Origin of the sequence: Kitasatospora brasiliensis, from assembly GCF_032654805.1 — a bacterium.
Taxonomy (GTDB): domain Bacteria; phylum Actinomycetota; class Actinomycetes; order Streptomycetales; family Streptomycetaceae; genus Kitasatospora; species Kitasatospora brasiliensis.
Genome location: NZ_JAUOOW010000002.1, coordinates 1,015,929 through 1,039,879, shown reverse-complemented (window position 1 = coordinate 1,039,879; position 23,951 = coordinate 1,015,929). Strand labels below are relative to the sequence as shown.

The following is a 23,951-nucleotide window of genomic DNA, read 5'->3' as shown; positions in this document are numbered from 1 at the left end:
GACTATGTCCACTGTTGCAGCCAATGCCCTCGGCGTTGCGGGCAGCGGCCTCCAGGACGTTGCGGCGTCCGAGGCCTCGCTCCGCCGTTTCCTGCACGGCCTGCCCGGCGTCGACCAGGTCGGCCTGGAGGCACGTGCCGCCGCGCTCGGTACCCGCTCGATCAAGACCACGGCGAAGGCGTACGCCATCGACCTGGCGATCTCGATGATCGACCTGACCACGCTGGAGGGCGCGGACACGGTCGGCAAGGTGCGCGCGCTGTGCGCCAAGGGCAGGAACCCCGACCCGACCGACCCGACCACCCCGCGCGTCGCCGCCATCTGCGTCTATCCGGACATGGTCGCCACCGCGAAGGCCGCCCTGGAGGGCACCGACATCCAGGTCGCCTCGGTGGCCACCGCCTTCCCGGCCGGCCGTGCCGCCCTCCCGGTCAAGCTCGCCGACACCGCCGACGCGGTGGCCGCGGGCGCCGACGAGATCGACATGGTGATCGACCGCGGCGCCTTCCTCTCCGGCCGCTACCTCGACGTCTTCAACGAGATCGTCGCGGTCAAGGAGGCGTGCAAGCGCCCCGACGGCACCTCCGCCCACCTCAAGGTGATCTTCGAGACCGGCGAGCTCCAGACCTACGACAACGTCCGCCGGGTCTCCTGGCTGGCGATGCTGGCCGGCGCCGACTTCATCAAGACCTCCACCGGCAAGGTCGCCGTCAACGCGACCCCGCCGGTCACCCTGCTGATGCTGGAGGCGGTCCGCGACTTCCGCGCGGCCACCGGCGTCCAGGTCGGCGTCAAGCCCGCCGGCGGCATCCGCACCACCAAGGACGCGATGAAGTACCTGGTGATGGTCAACGAGACCCTCGGCGACGACTGGCTGACCCCGCACTGGTTCCGCTTCGGCGCCTCCAGCCTGCTCAACGACCTGCTGATGCAGCGCCAGAAGCTGGCCACCGGCCGCTACTCCGGCCCCGACTACGTGACGGTGGACTGATCACCATGGCCAAGAAGAAGAACACCGAGGAGCCCGCGGCCAAGCCCGCCGGCGGCCTCTTCACCTACGCCCCGGCCCCGGAGTCCCCGGCCGCCGCGGGCGACATCGCCACCTCCTACGGCCACTTCATCGGCGGCGAGTTCGTCGACTCCTCCGGCAACGAGGCCCTGAAGACGGTCAACCCGGCCACCGAGCAGGTGCTCGCCGAGTTCGCCCAGGGCACCGAGCAGGACGTGGACCGCGCGGTCGCGGCCGCCCGCAAGGCCTTCGTCGACTGGTCGGCCCTGCCCGGCAGCGAGCGCGCCAAGTACCTGTTCCGGATCGCCCGGATCATCCAGGAGCGCAGCCGCGAGCTGGCCGTGCTGGAGTCGATCGACAACGGCAAGCCGATCCGCGAGACCCGTGACGTCGACCTGCCGCTGGTCGCCGCGCACTTCTTCTACTACGCGGGCTGGGCCGACAAGCTGGACTACGCCGGCTTCGGCGCCAACCCGAAGCCGCTGGGCGTGGCCGGCCAGGTCATCCCGTGGAACTTCCCGCTGCTGATGCTGGCGTGGAAGGTCGCGCCCGCCCTGGCGACCGGCAACACGGTCGTCCTCAAGCCGGCCGAGACCACCCCGCTGACCGCGCTGCGCTTCGCCGAGATCTGCCGCCAGGCCGGTCTGCCGAAGGGCGTCGTCAACATCGTCACCGGCGACGGCCGCACCGGCGCCGCGCTGACCGCCCACCCGGACGTCAACAAGGTCGCCTTCACCGGCTCCACCCCGGTCGGCCGGGCCATCGCCAAGCAGCTGGCCGGCACCCGCAAGAAGCTCTCGCTGGAGCTGGGCGGCAAGGCCGCGAACATCGTCTTCGACGACGCGCCGATCGACCAGGCGGTCGAGGGCATCGTCAACGGCATCTTCTTCAACCAGGGCCACGTCTGCTGCGCGGGCTCGCGCCTGCTGGTCCAGGAGTCGGTCCAGGACGAGGTGCTGGACGCCCTGAAGCGCCGGATGGCCACCCTGCGGGTCGGCGACCCGCTGGACAAGAACACCGACATCGGCGCCATCAACTCGGCCGAGCAGCTCGCCCGGATCACCGCGCTGACCGAGGCCGGCGAGGCCGAGGGCGCCGAGCGCTGGTCCCCGGCCTGCGAGCTCCCGGGCGCCGGCTTCTGGTTCAAGCCGACCCTGTTCACCGGCGTCAGCCAGGCCCACCGGATCGCCCAGGAGGAGATCTTCGGCCCGGTCCTGTCGGTGCTGACCTTCCGCACCCCCGCCGAGGCGGTCGAGAAGGCCAACAACACCCCGTACGGCCTCTCCGCCGGCATCTGGACGGAGAAGGGCTCGCGCATCCTCTGGATGGCGAACCAGCTCAAGGCCGGCGTGGTCTGGGCCAACACCTTCAACAAGTTCGACCCGACCTCGCCGTTCGGCGGCTACAAGGAGTCGGGTTACGGCCGCGAGGGTGGCCGCCACGGTCTGGAGGCCTACCTCGATGTCTGATGTCGCAACGCGTCTTGACGTCCTCAAGACCTACAAGCTGTACGTCGGCGGGAAGTTCCCGCGCTCCGAGAGCGGGCGGGTGTACGAGGTGACCGACTCGAAGGGCCAGTGGCTCGCCAACGTCCCGCTGGGCACCCGCAAGGACGCCCGTGACGCCGTCGTGGCCGCCCGCAAGGCGGTCAAGGGCTGGGCCGGCACCACCGCGTACAACCGCGGCCAGGTGCTGTACCGGGTGGCCGAGATGCTCCAGGGCCGCCGCGAGCAGTTCGCCGCCGAGGTGTCCGCCTCCGAGGGCATCGGCCCGAAGAAGGCCGCCGCGCTGGTGGACGCCGCGATCGACCGCTGGGTCTGGTACGCGGGCTGGACCGACAAGGTCGCCCAGATCGCGGGCGGCGCCAACCCGGTCGCCGGGCCGTACTTCAACCTCTCCACCCCGGAGCCGACCGGCGTGGTCGGGATCGTCGCCCCGCAGGCCGGGTACGGGCACTCGCTGCTCGGCCTGGTCTCGGTGATCGCCCCGGCGATCGCCACCGGCAACACGGTCGTGGTCGCGGCCGCCGCGGACGCCCCGCTGCCCGCGCTGTCGCTGGGCGAGGTGCTGGCCACCTCGGACGTCCCGGGCGGCGTGGTCAACATCATCTCGGGCCGGACGGCGGACATCGCCCCCACCCTGGCCTCGCACCAGGACGTCAACGCGGTGGACCTCACCGGCGCCATCGCCGCCGACGGTCCCGGCGCGGCGCAGGCGCTGGAAGCCGCCGCCGCGGATACCCTGAAGCGAGTGGTCCGTCCGGTGCTGGACCCGTTCGCCCAGGACTGGACCAATGCGCCCGGTACGGACCGGCTACTCTCGTTCCTGGAGACCAAGACGGTCTGGCACCCGATGGGTATCTGACCTCCGGAGCTCCGGTAACAACTCCACAGACTGGCCGTCCCCAGTGCCCTCACCCCCCCCAGGGCCCGGACGGTCATAGGACGGACCCGCGCCTCTCCCCCCCTGGCGCGGGTCCGTCGCCTTCTCCGGGTCCGCGTCGTGCCACGGGTCCGCGCCGACCGGTTTCGGCAACCGGCCGGGATACGACAGACTGGTGTCCCGTGAGTGACTCCCATGTGAATCCCGTACCGGTGCCGCATGCCCGGGTGATCCTGCTGTCCGGGCCCTCCGGGTCGGGGAAGTCCTCGCTGGCCGAACGCAGCGGCCTGCCGGTGCTCCAGCTCGACGACTTCTACAAGGACGGGGACGACCCGACCCTGCCGCGGCTGCCGGACGGCGCCGTCGACTGGGACTCCCCGCTGGCCTGGCACCGCGACCAGGCCGTCGCCGCCATCCGCGCCCTGCACGAGCACGGCCGCGCGGACGTCCCGGTGTACTCCATCCCGGACAACGGGCGGGTCGGCACCCGCGGCCTGGAGCTGGGCGAGGCGGGCGCGTTCATCGCGGAGGGCATATTCGCCGCCGAGATCACCGCCGAGTGCGCCGAGCAGGGCCTGCTCGGCGACGCCCTGTGCCTGCGCAACGGCGCCTTCACCACGGCCTGGCGCCGACTGCGCCGGGACGTCCGGGAGGGCCGCAAGTCGCTGCCGGTGCTGCTGCGCCGGGGCCTGCGGCTGATGCGGGCCGAGCGGTCCATCGTCGGTCGGCAGGTCGCGCTCGGCTCGTACGCGTGCGCCGGCCCGGAGGCCGAGCGGCGGATCCGCGCCGCCGCCGGGCAGCGGGAGTTCTCCACCGTCTGAAGCGCTCCGGAGCGGGACACGACGAAGGGCCCGGTGCGTCTCCCCCGCACCGGGCCCTTCGCCTTCCCCGAACGGTCTTCGGCTCCCCCACGGGCAGGCTCCCCCGAGCCGCTGCCCCCGGACCGTGACCGTCCGATCCCCGTCCCCCGACGGGAGTCCTCGTTACGCGACCGCGGTGGTCACGCGACCAGCTCGCCGAACGCCCGGACGGTGTCGCCCGACTTGTTCAGGTGCTCGTCCTCGCGCAGCCGGCGCAGGGCGCGCCAGATGCTGCTCTTGACCGTGCCGACGCTGATCCCCAGCACATCGGCGATCTCCGGGTCGGTCTTGCCCTCGTAGTACCGCAGCACCAGCATGGTGCGCTGGTTCTCCGGCAGCTTCGCCAGCGCCTGCCAGAGCACGGTGCGCAGCTCGGTGCCGCCCATCGCGTCGGTGTCGCCGGCCGTCTCCGGCAGCTCCTCGGTCGGGTACTCGTTGACCTTGCGGCGCCGCCAGGCGGAGATGTGCAGGTTGGTCATGGTGCGGCGGAGGTACCCGCCGACCGCCGCCTTGTCGGTGATCCGGCCCCAGGCCCGGTAGGTGCTGAAGAGCGCGCTCTGGAGCAGGTCCTCGGCCTCGTAGCGGTCACCGGTCAGGTGGTAGGCCGTGGCGTACAGGGAGGCGCGGCGCTCGCGGACGTACGCGGTGAACTCCGTGATGTGGTCCTCCGCGACGGCCGGGTGCTCCCCCTGCGCGCCTCCCTGCCCGGCCTCGGTGGTGCGGGCCGCCGCGGGGTTCAGCCGCAGCAGCGTCGCACCGGCGGCCTCGCGACCGGTCGGCTCCCCCGAACCGACCGTCCGCAGGCCGTTCCCCCCGGTCCCCCGGTTGCCCCCCGGGGTGTCCTTGCCCTCGACGCGGACGGGGAGGACTCCCCGCAGCGTGAGGGTGGTGGCGGAGTCGGCCGAACTCCCCAGCCGGCCGATCCCGTACAGCTCCCCCGTCCTGCCGCCGCCGCTCACCCGACGGGCGACAGGGTTTCCACCGGTGCTGTGCGCGCACCCCCGCACGGTCACGGCACCGGAGTTCTCGTCGGTCCTGACCTCGTACCGGGTCCGGTGGGACGTGGCTGACGAACGCGCGGTGCGGACAGCCGGGTTGGTCCGGGTCTGAAGCATGGCGTTCATCGTGCGCCCCCTGGGTCGGTACGAGCGGTTCCGTAGCCGCCGTTCAGCGGCCCTTTTGGCCCGCTGTCCTGCGGCGACATGGAAAATCCTGCCCGCCGGTTGTGATGGCGCTGTCCGCCGACTGTCACAGGGGTGTCACAGGAGTCGCCCGCTCGTCGCGGTCCGCCTCCCTCCGTACCGGACGCCGGTAGCGCGCCTTCCGGTTCCCGGACGGACGGTGAGGCCTCCGGGGGGTGAATCGGCGCGGCCGGTGGGCCAAAATGGGGCCGTGCCTTTCCTCCTACTGATCGAGGACGACGACGCCATCCGGACCGGCCTCGAACTCGCCCTCACCCGCCAGGGCCACCGCGTGGCCACCGCCGCCTCCGGCGAGGACGGTCTGAGGCTCTTCAAGGAGCAGCGGCCCGACCTGATCGTGCTGGACGTGATGCTGCCCGGAATCGACGGCTTCGAAGTGTGCCGCCGGATCCGCCGCACCGACCAACTGCCGATCATCCTGCTGACCGCCCGCTCGGACGACATCGACGTGGTGGTGGGCCTGGAGTCCGGCGCGGACGACTACGTGGTGAAGCCGGTGCAGCCGCGGGTGCTGGACGCCCGGATCCGGGCGGTGCTGCGCCGAGGCGAGCGGGAGAGCTCGGACTCCTCCGCGTACGGCAGCGTGGTGATCGACCGGGCGGCGATGACCGTCACCAAGGACGGGCAGGACCTCCAGCTCACCCCGACCGAGCTGCGGCTGCTGCTGGAGCTCAGCCGCCGGCCCGGCCAGGCGCTCTCCCGCCAGCAGCTGCTGCGGCTGGTCTGGGAGCACGACTACCTCGGTGACTCCCGGCTGGTGGACGCGTGCGTGCAGCGGCTGCGGGCCAAGGTCGAGGACGTACCGTCCGCGCCGACGCTGATCCGCACCGTCCGCGGGGTGGGCTACCGGCTGGACCCGCCGGCCTGACCCCGTCCTCCCCTTCCGACCGCTGAACTCCCGTACCACGACAGGCTCTTGTGACTGACCATCAGACGACTGCCCGGCGGTTCTCGACGGGCCGGTGGCGTCGGCTGCGCTCCCTGCGGGTGCGGCTGATCGCGGTGTTCGCGGCCGTCGCGCTGCTCGCCGCCGTCTCGGCCTCCGGCATCGCGTACTGGCTGAACCGCGACGCGGTGCTCAAGCGCGCCCAGGACACGGCGCTGAACGACTTCCGGGTCTCGCTCACCCGCAACGTCTCCGAGCTGCCGCTGAACGCGACCTGCGCGGAGCTGGCCACGCTGGCGTCCAACGTGGCCAGCTCCGGGCTGACCTACGACGTGGTGGTGGTCGACCCGGCGCACCCGGAGTGCTCGTCCTCCTCGGACCCGGCGAACTTCACGCTGGCCGACGTCCCGGACGCGCTGCAGTCCACCGTCGCCAAGCCGCGCGAGATCACCGAGAACAACCCGTACCCGTACCACCTGTACTGGCAGCGGCAGAACCTGGAGGGCCGGCCGTTCGTGATCGGCGGCACCAAGGTGGTGCCGAACGGCCCGACGGCGTACATGTTCAAGTCGCTGGAGAACGAGCGGGCCGACCTCAACACGCTGGGCTGGTCGCTGGCCATCGCCACGCTGCTCGCGCTGATCGGCTCGGCGCTGCTCGCCCAGGCCGCCTCGGCGACGGTGCTGCGGCCGGTCAAGCGGCTCGGGGACGCCGCCCGGCGGCTCGGCGAGGGACGGCTGGACACCCGGCTCGAAGTCGAGGGATCGGACGAACTCGCCGACCTGGCGCGGACGTTCAACCGGGCCGCGGAGTCGCTGCACGAGCAGGTCGAGGAGCTGAGCGCGCGCGAGGCGCAGAGCCGGCGGTTCGTCGCCGACATGTCGCACGAGCTGCGCACCCCGCTGACCGCGATGACGGCCGTGACCGACATCCTGGAGGACGAGGCCGAGTCGCTGGACCCGATGATCGAGCCGGCCGTCCGGCTGGTGGTCAGCGAGACCAGGCGGCTGTCCGACCTGGTGGAGAACCTGATGGAGGTGACCCGCTTCGACGCGGGCACCGCCAAGCTGGTCGCCGACGAGGTGGACATCGCCGACCTGATCATGTCCTGCATCGACGGGCGGGCCTGGTACGACGCGGTCGAGCTGGACGCCCCGCGCGGCATCCTGGCCGTGGTCGACCCGCGCCGGCTCGACGTGGTCTTCGCCAACCTGATCGGCAACGCCCTGAAGCACGGCGGCTCGCCGGTGCGGGTCAAGGTCCGCCAGGACGGGGACTCGGTCGTGGTCGAGGTCTCGGACAGCGGCCCGGGCATCCCGGAGGACGTGCTGCCGCACGTCTTCGACCGCTTCTACAAGGCGGACCGGGGGCGGGCCCGTTCGGAGGGCAGCGGCCTCGGCCTGTCCATCGCGATGGCCAACGCGCAGATACACGGGGGGACGATCACGGCGGCCAACGGGGAGGTCGGCGCGGTGTTCACCCTGACCCTGCCCCTGGCCCCGCCCCCTCCGCCGTCCGCGGACGAGGCCGAGGGCGGCCCCGTCGGCGACCCCGCCGACACCAAGGACGCCTCGTGACCGCCCCCTTCAGCGCCGCTCCCGCCGCCACCCGTACCGCCCTGCGCAGGGGCGCCGGCGTGCTGCTGCTGCTCGCCCTGGCCTCCGGCTGCGGCATCCGGCCGACCGCCGTACCGGTCGACGCCGGTGCGCCCGCCAGCCGGACGGCCTGCCCGACCACCCCGCACATACCGGCGGCCCTGGCCACCCCGGGCCCCGTCCCGACCATGACCCCGGCCCGCGGCTCCAAGGCCGCCGCGAGCCCGAGCCCGTCGCCCGCCCCGGTGGCGCCGGGCAGCCCGCCGCCCGACAACGTGTTCGGCGCGGTGCCGACTTCCTCCCCCTGCAGGTAGCCGCGCGGGAGGGGTTCCGGGGGCGCGTTCGGAATGTTCACGCCCAAGGTGGAACCGACGCGCCTCCGGCTCACGTCCTTCCCCCCGTGCAGCGAGATGGCACCAGGACACGCGGTCAGCGTTCCGGCGCGGGGACGAAGAGCAGCCCGGCGGCGGCCGTCCACCGTCCCCTCCGGTTGGCCGGGCTGGCGGGTCTCACCGGCCACCTGGCCCTGGTGCTCTGGCTGGTGCTGAGACCGCTGCCGGTGGCCTGGGTGTACGACGCCAACCTGACGCCGCTCGCCTCGCTCCGCTCCTCCACCGGCTGGCAGGTGCTCGGCGAACTGCTGCTGCTGGCCCCGCTCGGGGTGCTGCTGCCGCTGGCCGGCGGCCGGCTCCAGGCCCCCTGGCTGCCGTCCTTCCTGCGCACCACCGGCGCCTCCGCACTGCTGGCGACCGCGCTGGAGTTCCTCTCCTCCTGGGCGCCGGGGCACATCCTCAACGTGGACCACATCCTGCTCGCCGTGGTCGGCGTGGCCGTCACCCACCTCGCGCTCGTCCCCGGCCTGCGGCACCTGCTGCGGGACCGGCGGCCACGGGCGGCCCGAGTGCTCTCCGTGCCGTCGGTGGCCTCGGTGGCCGCTGTCACCTCGGCCGCGGCCGCCCGGCGACCCGCCTACGCGGAGTCGACGCCGCCGGTCGGCTGAGCCGCCCGGGGCCCTACGCCCGCGCCGGGACCACCCGGCCGCCGACCTCCACCAGCCCGCCCGGGCGCGGCCCGGCCAGCAGCTGTGAGCCCCGGCCCTGGGTGACGGTCAGCGCCCGGCCGAGGCGCGCGGCCAGCAGCAGGGCGGCCGCGCCCGTCGCCTCGTCCTCGTCGATCCCGTCACCCCGCCCCGGGAAGGCCCGCGCCCGTACGGTGCCGGCCGCCTCGTCCTGCCAGGCCCAGGCGTAGATCCACTCCCCCGGCGGCGGCACCTCCAGCGCCTCCACCTCGGCCACCGAGCCGTACTGCCGCAGGGTGCGCGCCGGGGCCCACTCCGGCCGGGCCTCGATCCGGGTCAGCCCGTCCGCGCGCCGTACGGCCACCTCGCCGGCCGCCGTGACCAGCCGGTCCACGCCGAGCAGCCAGGCGGCGCCCACGCACGGGTGGCCGGCGAAGGGCAGCCGCGCCGAGGGCGCGTAGATGTCGATCTCCCCGCGCACCGGGTCGTCGACGAAGACCGTCTCACTGAAACCGAGTTCGTGTGCGATCTTCTGTCGGTCCGCGCGCTCCGGCACGGCGGCGCCGTCGCGCACCACCCCGAGTGCGTTCCCATGGCTTCCGTCGGGCCCGCAAAAGACCCGCAATACCTCGAAATCCGTCATTTCCCACCTCGTCAATCGCCGTTCCGGCAGAGCGCAATGACACTGTGACGCAAAGTCGGCGGCGAATGTCGGCCGCCTCCAGTACTGTGCGCTCTCGTCCCTGAACGGTGCCCGCCGTTTTACTTCCCCTCCCCAGGAAGCCTCGTGAATCTCGATTTCAGCGCCGAGCCGCTCTTCTCCTGGTACGTCGTGCTGCTGGCGATCAGCGGCGTCATCATGGTGGTCTTCGGCGCCGCCATCGGCGGCCTGAAGGTCGGCCTGCGCCTCCTCAACGTCATCATCGGCCTCGGTTTCCTGGGGTACGCCTACTACCTGGCGTTCGTCTTCGAGGGCGGCACCTACACCATCTTCTTCAAGGTGTTCATCGTGCCGGTCCTGGCGATCGTCGCCTCGGTGAAGGCGCTGACCGAGCGCGGCAACGCCAAGAAGCAGCAGCCCGCCCAGGCCGCCGCATTCGACCCGAATGCCCCGCAGGGGGCCTTCAACCCGGGTGCGCCGTTCAACCCCAACGCTCCGCAGGCGCCGTTCAACCCGAACGCCCCGCAGGCACCGCAGGCTCCGTTCAACCCGAACGCCCCGCAGGCTCCGCAGGCGCCGTTCGCCCCGCAGCCCGGCGCCCCCGTGCCGCCGGTCGCGCCGCAGGCCGCTCCGCCCGTCCCGCCGCAGGGTGCCTCGCCGTACCAGCCGGGCGTCGCGCCGCAGCCGGTGGCGGACAACCCGTACGCGCAGCCGCAGCCGCCGCAGAACCCGGCCGGCTGACCGCCCCCGCGGGAGGTTGCGCGGGGCCACCCTGAGGCGACCCCGACATTCGGCTCCGACCACCCGGTGACCCTTCGGGGTGGAGAATCACCTGCCGGGCGGAGGACCGGGAGCCGGCGGCGGCGGAGTATGGAAACAGCCCGCCGGACCGGCCGGACCGGGCCGCCACCGTCTGGAGATCACCATGGCCGCGCGCCTCGCCCGCCCCCGTCACAACCGAGTCATCGCCGGTGTCTGCGCCGGGATCGCCGAACGCTTCGGCCTGACCCCGTTCACCGTCCGGGTGCTCTTCCTGCTCTCCTGCCTGCTGCCCGGCCCCCAGTTCCTGCTCTACCTGGCCCTCTGGGTGCTGCTTCCCCAGGAACCGTGAGCCTGGCGGCCCGGCAGACGGCGACGGGCCGCCCACCCCGGAATCTCCGGGGCGGGCGGCCCGTCGCCGTTCGCGGCCGGACTCAGCCGGTCAGGCCGGGGATGGCCGGGAGGGTGCTGGTCAGCGAACCGATCGGGGTCTTGTCCAGACCCGGGACGGTCGGCAGGGCGGCGCGCTGCTCGGTGACGCCGGCCAGCGGGGTCTCGCCGGCCGGTACGGCCTGGCCGACGCTCGGGGCGAGGGTGCCCAGCGTCTCGGTCACCTTGCCGGTGGCGGGCAGCTTGGCGGCGGTGTCGCTGACCGCGTCGGCCACCGCCGGGTTCGTCAACACGCCGGTGGGCAGCCCGAGGCCGCCGGCCGCCTGGCCGTCGGCCGCGGAGGCGGTGCCGGCGCCGATCGCCGCGATGGCGATGCCGAGCGCCGCGGTGCCTGCGACCTTGAGAGCCTGCTTCATGGTTGGTCCCCTTTGGGTCCTCGTCGGTGGCCGACTTCACGCACGGGACCGGCGGACGGGCGACCGCCGCCGCGACGTGTCGGCATGACTGGCACACCGTAGTGAGCCTCCCGCGCGGGAACCAAAGGGCGTTAACTCACCCGAGTGAGTAGTCGGATGAACGCCAACTCCCCTGCGGAAAAGCGGTGTTCACCCGACCAGCGGGAACGCCCCGGCCCGGAACGACTCAGTTGGCGCCGGCACCCGCGCTGAACAGCCACTCCGCCTTCAGCTCGGCGTAGCCCGGCTTGATCACGTCGTTGATCATCGCCAGCCGCTCGTCGAAGGGCAGGAACGCGGACTTCATCGCGTTCACCGTGAACCACTCCAGGTCCCCCAGGGTGTAGCCGAAGGCGTCCACCACGTGGCCGAACTCCCGGCTCATGCTGGTGCCGCTCATCAGCCGGTTGTCGGTGTTCACGGTGACCCGGAACTTCAGCCGGCTGAGCAGCCCGATCGGGTGCTCGGCGTACGAAGTGGCGGCGCCGGTCTGGATGTTGGAGGTCGGGCACATCTCCAGCGGGATGCGCTTGTCACGCACGTACGCGGCCAGCCGGCCGAGCTCGACCGTGCCGTCCTCGCCCACCGTGATGTCGTCGACGATCCGCACGCCGTGGCCGAGCCGGTCGGCGCCGCAGCACTGGAGGGCCTCCCAGATCGACGGCAGGCCGAAGGCCTCGCCCGCGTGGATGGTGAAGTGGTTGTTCTCGCCCTTGAGGTAGTCGAAGGCGGCCTGGTGGCGGGTGGGCGGGAAGCCGGCCTCGGCACCGGCGATGTCGAAGCCGACCACGCCGTGGTCCCGGTGGCGGTTGGCCAGTTCGGCGATCTCGGTGGAGCGGGCGGCGTGCCGCATCGCGGTCAGCAGGGTGCCGATCCGGATCCGGTGGCCGGCCTCGCGGGCGTTGGCCTCGCCGAGGCGGAAGCCCTCCTGGACGGCCTCGACGACCTCGTCCAGGCTCAGTCCGGCCTCCAGGTGCTGCTCGGGGGCGTAGCGGACCTCGGCGTACACGACGCCGTCGGCGGCCAGGTCCTCGGCGCAGTCCGCGGCGACCTTGATCAGCGCCTCACGGGTCTGCATCACGGCGCAGGTGTGCGCGAAGGTCTCCAGGTAGCGGACCAGCGAGCCGGAGTCGGCGGCCTCGCGGAACCACTCGCCCAGCTCCTTGGGGTCGGTGGTCGGCAGGCCCTGGTAGCCGCAGGCGGCGGCCAGCTCGACCACGGTCTCCGGGCGCAGCCCGCCGTCCAGGTGGTCGTGCAGGAGGACCTTCGGCGCGCGGCGGATCTGGTCGGCGGTGGGGATGCGCGGGCCGGTGCCCGCGGTGGTGACGGGGATCTGCTGTTCCATTGCGGAAATATAGCCCCTACGCGCGTAGACCGACTACCGCGAAGACCGCCGGATGGTCCAAACTCCCTCCGGAATTCCACCACCCGGTCCATACGATCCACCAAAGCGTCAACCTCCGCCGCACGGAGGTCAGTCGTGCTGCACCAGCCGCCCGCGCCGGGACAGCACGAAGTCCCGGAACGCCGCCGCCGGCGGGGTCAGCGGCCGCCCCGCCGCCCAGGCCAGCCCGACCGCCCGCCGGGTGCGCGGCGCCGTCACCTCCAGCTCCACCACCCCCGGCCGCGGCACCAGGGCCGGCGGCAGCAGCGCCACCCCCAGCCCGGCCGCCACCAGCCCGCGCAGCGTCTCCGCCTCCTCCCCCTCGAACGCCAGCCGCGGGACGAACCCGGCCTGGGCGCAGAAGCCGTCCGTGATCACGCGCAGCCCGTACCCCTGCTCCAGCCCGACGAACGGCTCCTCGGCCACCTCCGCCAGCCGGATCCGCCGCCGCCCGGCCAGCCGGTGGTCCGCCGGGACGACCAGGTGCAGCCGCTGCTCGTCCAACGGACGGGCGACGAACGCCGGGTCGTCCGGCAGCGGCGCGACCAGGCACAGGTCCAACTCCCCGGCCCGCAACCGCTCCAGCATCGCCGCGCCGTAGTCCTGCACCAGCTGGAACCGCACCCGCGGATGCGCCGCGCGGAAGCCGCTCAGCAGCGCCGGAACCGCGTCCGGGCCCATCGTGTGCAGAAAGCCGAAGGCCACCAGGCCCACCTCCGGATCCGCCTCCGCCCGGGCCGCCGCCGCACCGCGCTCGACCTCCGCCAGCGCCCGCTCCACCGAGGCCAGCAGCAGCCGGCCCGCCCTGGTCAGCCGGACCGTACGGCCCTGACGGGCCAGCAGGTCCACCCCCAGCTCCTCCTCCAGCCGGGCCACCGCGCGCGACAGCGTCGGCTGCGGCACCCCGAGCAGCGCGGCCGCCTGGGTCACGTGCTCCAACCTCGCCACCGCCGCGAACTGGGCCAGCCGCGGCGCCAGCAGCACGGCCGGCTCCTCCGGCCCCAACTCGGCCGCCCGGTACCGCTGCTCGCCACCGTCCACCACATCCGCACCGGACATCGCCCACCACCTCGCCTCATACGCCAGTGCATCGATCATCCACGCTTCATGCATTGGACGCATCAACGGCGGCGGGCCTACCGTCGACGACATGCAGCCCTCCGATACCAGGGCATCCGTGACCACCCCGGATGCCGCCGCCCCCGCCGCTCCGCCCGCTCCCGCGGACGACCGCCACCGCCCCGGCCAGCGCGCCTTCCGCCGCGCCAACCTCGCCCTGTTCGCCGCCGGTGTCGCGACCTTCGTCCTGCTCTACTCCACCCAGGGCCTGCTGCCGATCCTCTCGGCCGACCTCGACCTCACCCCCGGCCAGGCCAGCTGGACGGCCTCCGCCGCCACCCTCGGCCTCGCCCTCGGGCTGCTCCCCGCCAGCGCGATCTCCGACCGGTACGGCCGCACCGCGGTGATGACGGCCTCCACCCTGGCCGCCTCCGTCCTCGCCCTCGCCCTGCCCTTCGCGCCGGACCTCACCACCCTCGTCACCCTGCGGGTCCTCCAGGGCGCCGCCCTCGCCGGACTCCCCGCCACCGCCATGGCCTACCTCGCCGAGGAGGTCCACCCCAGCGCGCTGCCCTCCGCGATGGGCCTGTACGTGGCCGGCAACAGCATCGGCGGCATGGGCGGCCGACTGCTCTCCGGCTGGACCGCCGCCGGACTCGGCTGGCGCTGGGGCCTCGCCGCCTCCGCCGTCCTCGCCCTGCTCGCCACCCTCGCCTTCCGGCTGCTGATCCCCGCCGCCCGGCACTTCACCCCGGCCCCGGTGGACGCCCGCGCGCTCGCCCGCACCGTCGGACGGCACCTGCGCAACCCGCTGCTGGTGCGGCTGTACGCGCTCGGGATGCTGTTCATGGCCGTGTTCGGCGCGGTCTACAACACCGTCGGCTACCGGCTGATCGCCGCGCCCTTCCACCTGCCGGAGTCGATCGCCGCCTCGATCTTCGTCGTCTACCTCGTCGGCACCGGCACCTCCGCCGCGGCCGGCAAGCTCTCCGGCCGCCTCGGCCGGCGCGGCGCCCTCTACGTCTCCATCGGCGTGACCGCGGCCGGCCTGCTGCTCTCCCTCGCCGAGTCCCTGACCTGCGCCCTGCTCGGCCTGGTCCTGATCACCGCCGGCTTCTTCGCCGGCCACGCCACCGCCTCCTCCTCCGTCGGCCGCACCGCCACCGAGGGCCGCGCCCAGGCCTCCGCCCTCTACCTGATCGCCTACTACCTCGGCAACAGCCTCGGCGGCACCCTCGGCGCCGACGCCTACCACGCCACCGGCTGGCCCGGCGCCGCCACCGTCGGCCTCACCGCCATGACCCTCGCCGCCGCCGTCACCCTCTACGCCACCCACCAGGCCCACGCGGCCCGGCAGCCGGGCCCACTCCAGGACGGCGACCCCCACATCGTCTGGCGCCGGATCGGCACCACGACATCTTCGGCCGCCCCTGATCGGTGAAACGCCGAGCCGCCCGCCGGTGCACCGGCGGGCGGCTCGTGCGCGAGCGGCCTTCCACGAGGAGTGGTTCACCACTGCTCGACCCGCATGACTACGCGATGCGGTCGAGGATGATCGGGGTCGGCGTGAAGGGGGTGCCGGCGGGGGCGACCCGGATGGCGTCGGCGAGGGCCTCGACGGCGTAGTCGAAGCGCTCCGGGGTGTCGGTGTGGAGGGTCAGCAGGGGCTGACCGGCCGTGACGGTGTCGCCGGGCTTGGCGTGCATCTCGACGCCGGCGCCGGCCTGGACCGGGTCCTCCTTGCGGGCGCGGCCGGCGCCCAGGCGCCAGGCGCTGACGCCGATCGCGTAGGCGTCCAGGGCGGTGAGCACGCCGGAGGCGGGGGCCGGGATGACGTGCTGTTCGCGGGCGACCGGGAGCGGGGCGTCGACGTCGCCGCCCTGGGCGGCGATCATGCGGCGCCAGTGGTCCATCGCGGAGCCGTCGCGCAGCGCGTCCGCCGGGTCCTTGCCGTGCACGCCGGCCGCGGCGAGCATCTCGCGGGCGAGGGCGAGGGTCAGCTCGACGACGTCGGCGGGGCCGCCGCCGGCCAGCACCTCCAGGGACTCGCGGACCTCCAGGGCGTTGCCCGCGGTGAGGCCGAGCGGGGTGGACATGTCGGTGAGCAGGGCGACGGTGTTGACCCCGGCGGTGGTGCCCAGGCCGACCATGGTGCGGGCCAGTTCGCGGGCGTCCTCCAGGTTCTTCATGAAGGCCCCGGAGCCGACCTTGACGTCCAGGACGAGCGCGCCGGTGCCCTCGGCGATCTTCTTGGACATGATCGAGGAGGCGATCAGCGGGATGGCCTCGACGGTGCCGGTGACATCGCGCAGCGCGTACAGCTTCTTGTCGGCCGGCGCGAGGCCGTCGCCCGCCGCGCAGATCACCGCGCCGACGGAGCGCAGCACGTCCATCATCTCGTCGTTGGAGAGCAGGGCGCGCCAGCCGGGGATGGACTCCAGCTTGTCGAGGGTGCCGCCGGTGTGGCCGAGGCCGCGGCCGGACAGCTGCGGGACGGCGGCGCCGCAGGCGGCGACCAGCGGGGCGAGCGGCAGGGTGATCTTGTCGCCGACGCCGCCCGTGGAGTGCTTGTCGCTGGTGGGCAGCGGCAGCGACGAGAAGTCCATCCGGACGCCGGAGCGGATCATGGCGTCGGTCCAGCGGCTGATCTCGCGCGGCCGCATGCCGTTCAGCAGGATCGCCATCGCCAGCGCGGACATCTGCTCGTCGGCGACCTCGCCGCGGGTGTAGGCGTCGATGACCCAGTCGATCTGAGCGTCGCTCAGCTCTCCGCGATCGCGCTTGGTCCTGATGACGGAGATGGCGTCCATGCGTGCTCCAAGAGGGGTTTCAAAAGCGAAGAGTGTCGCGAGATGACCGGGTTCCGGCCCACTCGCGACACTCTACGCGCGTAACAGAAAGGGAGGCTAGAGCCGATCGGGCCCGAACGCGTCCGGCAGGACTTCGCTCATCGGCTTGACGCCGGAGGCCATGTCGACCAGCAGGCCGGGTCCTCCGTGCTCGTACAGCAGCTGGCGGCAGCGCCCGCACGGCATCAGCGACTCGCCGGCGCCGTCCACGCAGGTGAAGGCGACCAGCCGGCCGCCGCCGGAGGCGTGCAGCGCGGACACCAGCCCGCACTCGGCGCACAGGCTGAGCCCGTACGAGGCGTTCTCGACGTTGCAGCCGGTGATCACCCGGCCGTCGTCCACCAGTGCGGCCACGCCGACCGGGAAGCCGCTGTACGGCGCGTAGGCGTGGGTCATCGCCTCACGCGCCGCTTCGCGCAGCAGCTCCCAGTCGATCTCCCGGGCCGTCACTTGCCCTGGCCCTTGCGGTAGACCAGACCGTCCGCCTTCGGCATCCGCAGTCGCTGCGAGGCCAGCGAGAGCACCACCAGGGTGATCAGGTACGGCGTGGCGACGATCAGCGGGCGCTGCACCTCGTCGGTGAGCGAGTACCAGGCGATCAGGCCGGCGGCCACCACGAAGGAGATCGCCGCCGCGGTGAACTTGCGGCGGTACAGCTGCCAGAGGGCGAGCAGGGCCATCGCGATGCCCACGGTCAGGATCAGCACGTGCACCGACTCCGGGTCACGCAGCTGGAGGCTGTCGGTGAAGCCGAACAGGCCGGCGCCCATGGCGAGGCCGCCGGGCATCCAGTTGCCGAAGATCATCGCGGCGAGGCCGATGAAGCCGCGGCCGAGGGTCTGGCCGTCCTTGTAGAAGTGCGCCGCGACCAGCGAGAGGTACGCCCCGCCGAGGCCGGCGAAGGCGCCGGAGGCGATGACCGCGAGGTACTTGTACTTGTAGACGTTGACGCCCAGCGACTCGGCGGCGGTCGGGTTCTCACCGCAGGAGCGCAGCCGCAGGCCGAACACCGTGCGCCAGAGCGCGAAGTAGCTGGCCACGACCAGGGCGCCGGCCAGCAGCACGACCACCGAGATGTTGGTGACCAGGCCGCCGAGCACGCCCGCGAGGTCCGAGACGAAGAACCAGTGGTGGTTCTCGATGCTCTTCAGCCAGGAGGACAGGCCGGGGACGGTGATGTACGGCAGCGGGTCCGCCGGCGGGGACTGGTTCTGGCCGGCACCGGCCGCGACGTAGTCCTTGTAGTAGATCCGGTTGACGTACGCGCAGATGCCGGGGATCAGCAGGTTGATGCCGACGCCGGAGACGATGTGGTCGACGCCGAAGGTGACGGTGACGACCGCGTGCAGCAGGCCGCCGACCGCCCCGCCCAGCATGCCGGCCAGCAGGCCGACCCACGGGTTGACCAGGTAGCCCGCCCAGGCGCCGCAGAAGGTGCCGGCGACCATCATGCCTTCGAGGCCGATGTTGACCACACCGGCCCGCTCGGACCAGAGACCGCCCAGACCAGCCATGCCGATCGGCACGGCGGCGCCGAGCGCGGCGGTGACCTGCCCGGAGGAGGTCAGCGAGTGGTTGCCGGTGGCCAGGCCCACGGCGGAGAACAGCACCAGGGCGCCCGCGATCAGCAGGAGCATCACCGGCCAGGACAGCTTGCGCTTCTTCGCGGGTGCGCCCGAAGCCTTCGGACGGGCGACGGTCGCCGTACTCATGCGGACACCTCCTTCTTCTCGTTGGCCGAGTCGTCGTCGGCGGCGGCGGACTGGGCCGCGGCGGCAGCCTGGGCGGCGAGCTGGGCGCCGACCTTCTGCTGCTGGCGCTTCAGGCCGTAACGGCGCACCAGCTCGTACGCGACGACGACGCAGATGACGATGGTGCCCTTCATGACGTCGACGATCTCGAACGGGAAGCCGCCCCGGAGCGGCAGCACCGAGCCGGTGACGTCCAGGAAGGCGAACAGCAGCGCGGCGAAGGCCATGCCGATCGGGCTGTTGCGGCCGAGCAGGGCGATCGAGATGCCCAGGAAGCCCAGACCGGGCTGGAAGCTCTGCCCGAAGTAGTACGAGTGCTGGAGCAGTTCGGGCAGGCCGATCAGACCGGCGATGGCGCCGGAGACGACCATCGAGATGATGACCATCTTCTTGACGTTGACGCCGGAGGCGGTCGCGGCGGACTCCGAGCGGCCGGTGGCGCGCAGGTCGAAGCCGAAGCGGGTGCGGGTCAGCACGAACTGGAAGACCACGCCGACCAGGGCGGCGACGAGGATGAAGCCCCAGAGGGGGCCGCCGGCCGTCTCGAACGAGAAGAAGTGGCTGGACTGCGAGATCTTCTCGGTCTGGATCGAGTTGGTGGTGCCACTGGTCTTCGGCGCGAAGATGCCGGGGACGAGCAGCAGACCGATGATCGCGGTCGCGATCGAGTTCAGCATGATGGTCGCGATGACCTCGCTGACGCCGCGGTAGACCTTCAGCAGACCGGCGATGCCCGCGTACAGGCCGCCGACCAGCATGGCGGTGACCAGCAGCAGCGGGATCTGGAGGAAGGCCGGCAGGTCGGCCTTGGCGCCGACGAAGGCCGCGAACAGCGCCGCGACCTTGTACTGGCCCTCGACGCCGATGTTGAACAGGTTCATCCGGAACCCGAACGCGGCGGCCGCGGCGGCCAGGTAGTAGGTGGTGGAGCGGTTGAGGATGCCCACCTGGCCGTCCGACTTGCCGGCGTACGTGAGCATCACGTTCCAGGCGTCGAACGGGTTCTTGGCCGAGGTCGCCAGCAGGACGGAGCAGATCACCACGGAGAGCAGGACCGCGAGCACCGGCGCCGCCAGTGCGAGCGCGATCCGTTCGCCGCTGAACCGCTGGGCCAGGCCGGGCTTGGCGGCGGCGGGGTTGGGACTGGTCATGGGTTACTCCCCCGCCTGCGGGTCGTCGGCGGTGTCGGTGGGCTGGTGCCCGGCCTCGGCGTCGGTGCCCTCGGCCGCGACGGCCCGCGCGTCGGCGACGGCCTGCGGCTCGGACTCCAGGTGGCCGCTGGCGGCACCGGTCATCGCGGTGCCGAGGTCCTCGGCGGTGACGGTGGCCGGGTCGGCGTCGGCGACCAGGCGGCCGCGGTAGATCACCCGGATGGTGTCGGACAGGCCGATCAGCTCGTCCAGGTCGGCGGAGATCAGCAGGACGGCCAGGCCGGCCCGCTGGGCGACCCGGATGTGCTCCCAGATCTGCGCCTGCGCGCCGACGTCCACACCGCGGGTGGGGTGGGCGGCGATCAGCAGCTTGGGCTGGTGGCTCATCTCGCGGCCGATGATCAGCTTCTGCTGGTTGCCGCCGGAGAGCGAGGCCGCGGTGACCTCGATGCCGGGGGTGCGGACGTCGTACTCCTCGACGATCCGCAGGGTGTCGGTCCGGGCGGCGGCCGGATCGAGCAGCAGGCCCTTGGAGTTGGGCGCCTCGGTGACGTGGCCGAGGATGCGGTTCTCCCAGAGCGGGGCCTCCAGCAGCAGGCCGTGCTTGTGGCGGTCCTCGGGGATGTAGCCGATGCCGGCCTCGCGCCGGGCCCGGGTCTGGCTGCCGGAGAGGTCCCGGCCGTCCAGGGTGACGGTGCCGGCGTTCAGCGCCAGCATGCCCATGATGGCCTCGACCAGCTCGGCCTGGCCGTTGCCCTCGACACCCGCGATGCCGAGGATCTCGCCCTTGTGGATGCGCAGCGAGATGTCGTCCAGGACGACGCGCTCGATGCCCTCGGCGTCGGTCTTGGCGATCCGCAGGCCCTTGACGTCGAGCATCACGCTGTCGGTGACGGTCGACTCGCGGCTCTCCGGGGAGGGCAGTTCGGCGCCGACCATCAGCTCGGCGAGCTGACGGGCGGTGACGGCCTTCGGGTCGGCGTCGCCGACCGTGGTGCCGCGCCGGATGACGCTGATCGCGTCGGCCACCGCGAGCACCTCGTGCAGCTTGTGCGAGATGAAGATGACGGTGACGCCCTCGGACTTGAGCTCGCGCAGGTTGTCGAACAGCGCGTCGACCTCCTGCGGGACCAGCACGGCCGTGGGCTCGTCGAGGATCAGGATCTTGGCGCCGCGGTACAGCACCTTGAGGATCTCGACGCGCTGGCGGTCGGCGACGCCGAGGTCCTCGACCAGCGCGTCCGGGCGCACGCCCAGGCCGTACTGGTCGGAGATCTCCTTGATCTTCGCCTTCGCCTTGGCGCCGATGCCGTGGAGCTTCTCGCCGCCGAGGACGACGTTCTCCCACACCGTGAGGTTGTCGGCGAGCATGAAGTGCTGGTGCACCATGCCGACGCCGCGGGAGATGGCGTCGCCCGGGGTGTTGAACTCGCACAGCTCGCCGTTGATCGCGATGGTGCCCTCGTCCGGCTTCTGCATGCCGTAGAGGATCTTCATCAGCGTCGACTTGCCGGCGCCGTTCTCACCCATCAGGGCGTGCACGGTGCCGGTGCGGACGGTGAGGTTGATGTCGTGGTTGGCCACGACACCCGGGAAGCGCTTGGTGATGCCGCGCAGCTCGACGGCCGGTGTCGCCGTCCCCGCGCTGGGGCTGCCGTCCTTGTCGAGCGGGACGGGGTCGGATGCGGTGATGGCGATCTCCTGGTGGTCTGGAGGCGCGTCGTTGCGCACGGAGGGCCAAGGGTGAACGTGGAGACGGAACGGGGCCCGGGGGTACGCGTTCAGCGCACCCTGCCGGGCCCCTCCCGTGAATCGTGCTGGTGCGTCGCGCTGCCGGGCAGGCGGCAGGCGCTGCGGCGTCCGGGGACGCGCGGCCTTACTTGGTCGGCGCGGTCGGAACGGTGGTGGCGCCGGTCTTGATCGCGTCGGCGGCGGCCTTCAGCTTGTCCTGGATGTCGTCGATCTTGCCGCCGGTGGTGGCGAGCGAGACGCCGTCGGCCTTCAGGTCGAACATCTTGATGCCGGTCGGGTTCTGACCCTTCTTGACCGAGTCGACGTACGAGAAGACCGCGGTGTCGACGTTCTTGACCATCGAGGTCATGATGCTGTTCTTGTACTTCGCCAGGGCCGGCTGGTTGGCCTGGTCGGAGTCGACACCGATGGCCAGGGCGCCCTGCTTGTTGGCGACGGCCTCGATGGCGCCGTTGCCGGAGGAGCCGGCGGCGGTGTAGATGACGTCCGCGCCCTTGTCGAGCTGGCCCTGGGCGGCCTCCTTGCCCTTGTCGGGCGCGGCGAAGCCGGTGAAGTCGGGCGGGGTCGAGAGGTAGGTGGTCTCGATCGTGATGTTCGGGTCGACGGACTTCACGCCCGCGGTGTAACCGGCCTCGAACTTCTTGATCAGCTCGGACTCGACGCCACCGATGAAGCCGACGTGCTTGGCCTTCGACTTGTTCGCGGCGGCGACACCGGCCAGGTACGAACCCTCCTGCTCGGCGAAGAGCAGCGAGGTGACGTTGGACGGCTGGTCCTTGTCGTTCGAGTCGATGATCGCGAACTTGACGTTCGGGTTGTCCTTGGCGACCTTGTTGACGGCCGGCTGGTAGACGAAGCCGACCGCGACGATCGTCTTGTAGCCCGCGTCGATCAGGTTCTTGAGGCGGGTCTCCTTGTCGGCCTCGGCCTCGCCCTGCTTGGCCTCGGCCTCGGTGACGGAGACACCCAGCTCGGACTTGGCCTTGTCCAGACCACGGGCGGCGGAGTCGTTGAACGACTGGTCGCCACGGCCACCGATGTCGTAGGCCATACCGACCTTGAGCGAGCCGTCGCCCGAACCGGCGGAGGAGGAGTCGGTGCTCTTTGCGCCGCAAGCGGCGAGCGAGGCCATGCCCAGGGAACCCGAGAGCACAACCGCGGCGAGCTTCATTGAACGGCGCAAGGGGATATCTCCTTCTACACGCCAACCGTTTGGCGTGGTCGCACGTCACCGTAACGCGCGTAGAACACGGTTGTGTTACGGGGTGACAGAGCTTCGGGGTTGTTATCAAACCGTGGTCTGATGTTCTTCCGAGGGCTCTATCCCATGCGCGGACGGTGATCCGGGGGTCGGTTCGGCCAGTTTACGAAACCGATCCGGAACCCCCGGGTCCCCCCCTTTTTGTCCGATTGGCGCCCTATGGCGCCCACCGGCGGCGGCACTTGCCGGTCAGTTGTCGTCCGACTCCAGGGCCAGCGCCGAGAACAGCTCCACGCCGACGCCGATCGCCCGCTCGTCCACGTCGAACCGGCCCTGGTGCAGGTCCCGGACGGTGGCGTCGCCGGGCTCGCGGACGCCGAGCCGGGCCAGGGCGCCCGGGGCGTGCTCCAGGTACCAGGAGAAGTCCTCGCCGCCGAGGCTCTGCTCGGTGCCCTCCACCACCACGGCGCCGTCACCGGCGAACCGGGCGTGCATCGCCTCGTCCAACAGGGCCACCGAGACCGCCTCGTTGACCACCGGCGGCACCCCGCGGTGGTAGTCCAGCGTCCACTTGGCCCGGTAGGTCTCGGCCAGCTTGGCGATCAGCTCGTGTAGCAGGTCCGGCGCCTGGCGCCAGCCGTCCAGCTCCAGGCAGCGGACGGTGCCCTCCAGTTCGGCGTGCTGCGGGATGACGTTGGGCGCGGACCCGGAGGCGATCCGGCCCCAGACCAGGCTGACGCCCCAGCGCGGGTCCATCCGGCGGGCCAGCGTGCCCGGGAGGTCGGCGGCCATCTTGGCGACCGCGGTGACCAGATCGGTGGTCAGGTGCGGACGGGCGGTGTGCCCGCCGGGGCCGTCCAGGTGGAGCACCAGGCGGTCGCAGGCCGAGGTGATCGCGCCGACCCGCAGGGCGATCCGGCCGACCTCCACCTTCGGGTCGCAGTGCACCGCGAAGATCCGCCCGACGCCCTCCATCCCGCCGGCCTTGATCACGTCCAGCGCGCCGCCCGGCATGACCTCCTCGGCCGGCTGGAACACCAGCCGGACGGGGCGGCGCAGTTCGCCGCCGCGGGCGGCCTCGGCCAGCACCAGGCCGGTGCCGAGCAGCACCGAGGTGTGCACGTCGTGCCCGCAGGCGTGGGCCCGGCCGGGGACGGAGGAGCGGTACGGCACATCGGTCTTGGCGTCGTCGATCGGCAGCGCGTCGATGTCGGCGCGGAAGGCCAGGAACTCGGTGCCCGGGGTGGTGCCGGGCGGCACGATGTCGACGAGCATTCCGGTGCCGCCGGGCAGCACCCGCGGTTCGAGGCCCGCCGCCATCAGCCGGTCGCGCAGCAGCCCGGTGGTGCGGAACTCCTGGCGGCCCAGCTCCGGGTGCCGGTGCAGATCACGGCGGAAGGCGATCAGCTCGGGCTCCAGCGCGCGGACCCGCTCACGGAGATCGGCGGCGGGGCGGGCGGGGGCGAGAGTGGCGCCCGACTGAGCGGGCTCAGGACGGTTCATCTCGCCAATCGTAGGCCTGTTGGGGGGATTTGGCCCGACTTTCCGAAAAGAAATCCCCGGATGGGTGCATGTTGGCCGAGTAGA

Annotated in this window: 23 protein-coding genes; 11 read left to right on the top strand and 12 right to left on the bottom strand. The window is 72.2% G+C overall.

Going from position 1 to position 23,951, the window contains the following annotated elements:
* Window positions 1-4 precede the first annotated feature (4 nt).
* From deoC to QWJ13_RS12575, 4 genes are all read left to right on the top strand, one after another.
* Window positions 5-991 carry a deoxyribose-phosphate aldolase gene (gene deoC, locus QWJ13_RS12590; protein WP_316523795.1) on the top strand — a complete coding sequence of 329 codons (987 nt, stop codon included), beginning with the start codon at window positions 5-7 and terminating at the stop codon, window positions 989-991.
* Between the two features lie 5 nt (window positions 992-996).
* The gene (locus tag QWJ13_RS12585; RefSeq protein ID WP_316523794.1) at window positions 997-2,478 is read left to right on the top strand and encodes an aldehyde dehydrogenase family protein; all 1,482 of its coding nucleotides are present in this window, start codon (window positions 997-999) and stop codon (window positions 2,476-2,478) included.
* A complete protein-coding gene (locus tag QWJ13_RS12580; protein ID WP_316523793.1) occupies window positions 2,471-3,373 on the top strand; it encodes an aldehyde dehydrogenase family protein in 903 nt (300 codons plus the stop codon). Before QWJ13_RS12585 ends, QWJ13_RS12580 begins: the two co-directional genes overlap by 8 nt.
* 200 nt (window positions 3,374-3,573) lie before the next feature.
* Window positions 3,574-4,212 (top strand): ATP-binding protein, encoded by a 639-nt coding sequence (locus QWJ13_RS12575; RefSeq protein ID WP_316523792.1) that lies wholly within the window; start codon window positions 3,574-3,576, stop codon window positions 4,210-4,212.
* A 179-nt stretch (window positions 4,213-4,391) separates the two neighbouring features.
* Here the strand turns inward: QWJ13_RS12575 and QWJ13_RS12570 are convergent, their stop codons facing one another.
* The gene (locus QWJ13_RS12570) at window positions 4,392-5,054 is read right to left on the bottom strand and encodes a SigE family RNA polymerase sigma factor (protein WP_316524017.1); all 663 of its coding nucleotides are present in this window, start codon (window positions 5,052-5,054) and stop codon (window positions 4,392-4,394) included.
* A 589-nt stretch (window positions 5,055-5,643) separates the two neighbouring features.
* Here QWJ13_RS12570 and QWJ13_RS12565 point away from each other — a divergent pair.
* From QWJ13_RS12565 to QWJ13_RS12550, 4 genes are all read left to right on the top strand, one after another.
* Complete coding sequence (locus QWJ13_RS12565; protein ID WP_030257458.1) at window positions 5,644-6,321, top strand: response regulator transcription factor; 678 nt, start codon at window positions 5,644-5,646, stop codon at window positions 6,319-6,321.
* A gap of 50 nt (window positions 6,322-6,371) precedes the next feature.
* Entirely contained in the window at window positions 6,372-7,916 is a 1,545-nt protein-coding gene (locus QWJ13_RS12560) for an ATP-binding protein (RefSeq protein ID WP_316523791.1), read from the top strand.
* Window positions 7,913-8,248, top strand: a complete 336-nt coding sequence (locus QWJ13_RS12555; protein ID WP_316523789.1) for a hypothetical protein — start codon at window positions 7,913-7,915, stop codon at window positions 8,246-8,248. Before QWJ13_RS12560 ends, QWJ13_RS12555 begins: the two co-directional genes overlap by 4 nt.
* 176 nt (window positions 8,249-8,424) lie before the next feature.
* Entirely contained in the window at window positions 8,425-8,934 is a 510-nt protein-coding gene (locus QWJ13_RS12550; protein WP_316523787.1) for a VanZ family protein, read from the top strand.
* Between the two features lie 13 nt (window positions 8,935-8,947).
* Here the strand turns inward: QWJ13_RS12550 and QWJ13_RS12545 are convergent, their stop codons facing one another.
* Window positions 8,948-9,595, bottom strand: a complete 648-nt coding sequence (locus tag QWJ13_RS12545; RefSeq protein WP_316523785.1) for a PhzF family phenazine biosynthesis protein — start codon at window positions 9,593-9,595, stop codon at window positions 8,948-8,950.
* Between the two features lie 144 nt (window positions 9,596-9,739).
* Here QWJ13_RS12545 and QWJ13_RS12540 point away from each other — a divergent pair, with 144 nt between their 5' ends.
* A complete protein-coding gene (locus QWJ13_RS12540; RefSeq protein ID WP_316523783.1) occupies window positions 9,740-10,354 on the top strand; it encodes a hypothetical protein in 615 nt (204 codons plus the stop codon).
* A gap of 184 nt (window positions 10,355-10,538) precedes the next feature.
* Window positions 10,539-10,724: a PspC domain-containing protein gene (locus tag QWJ13_RS12535; protein ID WP_316523781.1), complete on the top strand. Its 186-nt coding sequence runs from the start codon at window positions 10,539-10,541 to the stop codon at window positions 10,722-10,724.
* A gap of 82 nt (window positions 10,725-10,806) precedes the next feature.
* Here the strand turns inward: QWJ13_RS12535 and QWJ13_RS12530 are convergent, their stop codons facing one another.
* The 3 genes from QWJ13_RS12530 to QWJ13_RS12520 all read right to left on the bottom strand — a co-directional run bounded on the left by QWJ13_RS12530 (window position 10,807) and on the right by QWJ13_RS12520 (window position 13,660).
* Complete coding sequence (locus tag QWJ13_RS12530; protein ID WP_316523780.1) at window positions 10,807-11,178, bottom strand: hypothetical protein; 372 nt, start codon at window positions 11,176-11,178, stop codon at window positions 10,807-10,809.
* Window positions 11,179-11,404: 226 nt separating this feature from the next.
* Window positions 11,405-12,562, bottom strand: a complete 1,158-nt coding sequence (locus QWJ13_RS12525) for an adenosine deaminase (RefSeq protein WP_316523779.1) — start codon at window positions 12,560-12,562, stop codon at window positions 11,405-11,407.
* Between the two features lie 129 nt (window positions 12,563-12,691).
* Entirely contained in the window at window positions 12,692-13,660 is a 969-nt protein-coding gene (locus QWJ13_RS12520; RefSeq protein WP_316523778.1) for a LysR family transcriptional regulator, read from the bottom strand.
* Between the two features lie 91 nt (window positions 13,661-13,751).
* Between QWJ13_RS12520 and QWJ13_RS12515 the strand changes: the two genes are divergently transcribed.
* Window positions 13,752-15,101, top strand: a complete 1,350-nt coding sequence (locus tag QWJ13_RS12515) for an MFS transporter (protein WP_316523776.1) — start codon at window positions 13,752-13,754, stop codon at window positions 15,099-15,101.
* 91 nt (window positions 15,102-15,192) lie between these two features.
* Here the strand turns inward: QWJ13_RS12515 and QWJ13_RS12510 are convergent, their stop codons facing one another.
* The 7 genes from QWJ13_RS12510 to QWJ13_RS12480 all read right to left on the bottom strand — a co-directional run bounded on the left by QWJ13_RS12510 (window position 15,193) and on the right by QWJ13_RS12480 (window position 23,867).
* Window positions 15,193-16,470, bottom strand: a complete 1,278-nt coding sequence (locus QWJ13_RS12510; protein ID WP_316523774.1) for a thymidine phosphorylase — start codon at window positions 16,468-16,470, stop codon at window positions 15,193-15,195.
* A gap of 96 nt (window positions 16,471-16,566) precedes the next feature.
* The gene (locus QWJ13_RS12505; protein ID WP_316523772.1) at window positions 16,567-16,959 is read right to left on the bottom strand and encodes a cytidine deaminase; all 393 of its coding nucleotides are present in this window, start codon (window positions 16,957-16,959) and stop codon (window positions 16,567-16,569) included.
* The gene (locus tag QWJ13_RS12500; RefSeq protein WP_316523770.1) at window positions 16,956-18,221 is read right to left on the bottom strand and encodes an ABC transporter permease; all 1,266 of its coding nucleotides are present in this window, start codon (window positions 18,219-18,221) and stop codon (window positions 16,956-16,958) included. The genes QWJ13_RS12505 and QWJ13_RS12500 overlap by 4 nt, the downstream gene beginning before the upstream one ends.
* Complete coding sequence (locus QWJ13_RS12495) at window positions 18,218-19,411, bottom strand: ABC transporter permease (protein ID WP_316523768.1); 1,194 nt, start codon at window positions 19,409-19,411, stop codon at window positions 18,218-18,220. The genes QWJ13_RS12500 and QWJ13_RS12495 overlap by 4 nt, the downstream gene beginning before the upstream one ends.
* 3 nt (window positions 19,412-19,414) lie before the next feature.
* On the bottom strand, window positions 19,415-20,941 hold the full coding sequence (locus QWJ13_RS12490; RefSeq protein WP_432277499.1) for an ABC transporter ATP-binding protein: 1,527 nt from the start codon (window positions 20,939-20,941) through the stop codon (window positions 19,415-19,417).
* Window positions 20,942-21,287: 346 nt separating this feature from the next.
* Window positions 21,288-22,346, bottom strand: a complete 1,059-nt coding sequence (locus tag QWJ13_RS12485; protein WP_316523766.1) for a BMP family lipoprotein — start codon at window positions 22,344-22,346, stop codon at window positions 21,288-21,290.
* A gap of 267 nt (window positions 22,347-22,613) precedes the next feature.
* Window positions 22,614-23,867 (bottom strand): amidohydrolase, encoded by a 1,254-nt coding sequence (locus tag QWJ13_RS12480; RefSeq protein ID WP_316523763.1) that lies wholly within the window; start codon window positions 23,865-23,867, stop codon window positions 22,614-22,616.
* Window positions 23,868-23,951: the final 84 nt, after the last annotated feature.

Bases quoted from the DNA above. Each gene is read 5' to 3' on its own strand.
- deoC (WP_316523795.1), top strand. From the start codon at position 5: ATGTCCACTGTTGCAGCCAATGCCCTCGGCGTTGCGGGCAGCGGCCTC.
- QWJ13_RS12585 (WP_316523794.1), top strand. From the start codon at position 997: ATGGCCAAGAAGAAGAACACCGAGGAGCCCGCGGCCAAGCCCGCCGGC.
- QWJ13_RS12580 (WP_316523793.1), top strand. From the start codon at position 2,471: ATGTCTGATGTCGCAACGCGTCTTGACGTCCTCAAGACCTACAAGCTG.
- QWJ13_RS12545 (WP_316523785.1), bottom strand. From the start codon at position 9,595: ATGACGGATTTCGAGGTATTGCGGGTCTTTTGCGGGCCCGACGGAAGC.
- QWJ13_RS12535 (WP_316523781.1), top strand. From the start codon at position 10,539: ATGGCCGCGCGCCTCGCCCGCCCCCGTCACAACCGAGTCATCGCCGGT.
- QWJ13_RS12530 (WP_316523780.1), bottom strand. From the start codon at position 11,178: ATGAAGCAGGCTCTCAAGGTCGCAGGCACCGCGGCGCTCGGCATCGCC.
- QWJ13_RS12525 (WP_316523779.1), bottom strand. From the start codon at position 12,562: ATGGAACAGCAGATCCCCGTCACCACCGCGGGCACCGGCCCGCGCATC.
- QWJ13_RS12520 (WP_316523778.1), bottom strand. From the start codon at position 13,660: ATGTCCGGTGCGGATGTGGTGGACGGTGGCGAGCAGCGGTACCGGGCG.
- QWJ13_RS12515 (WP_316523776.1), top strand. From the start codon at position 13,752: ATGCAGCCCTCCGATACCAGGGCATCCGTGACCACCCCGGATGCCGCC.
- QWJ13_RS12510 (WP_316523774.1), bottom strand. From the start codon at position 16,470: ATGGACGCCATCTCCGTCATCAGGACCAAGCGCGATCGCGGAGAGCTG.
- QWJ13_RS12500 (WP_316523770.1), bottom strand. From the start codon at position 18,221: ATGAGTACGGCGACCGTCGCCCGTCCGAAGGCTTCGGGCGCACCCGCG.
- QWJ13_RS12495 (WP_316523768.1), bottom strand. From the start codon at position 19,411: ATGACCAGTCCCAACCCCGCCGCCGCCAAGCCCGGCCTGGCCCAGCGG.
- QWJ13_RS12490 (WP_432277499.1), bottom strand. From the start codon at position 20,941: ATGGGTGAGAACGGCGCCGGCAAGTCGACGCTGATGAAGATCCTCTAC.
- QWJ13_RS12480 (WP_316523763.1), bottom strand. From the start codon at position 23,867: ATGAACCGTCCTGAGCCCGCTCAGTCGGGCGCCACTCTCGCCCCCGCC.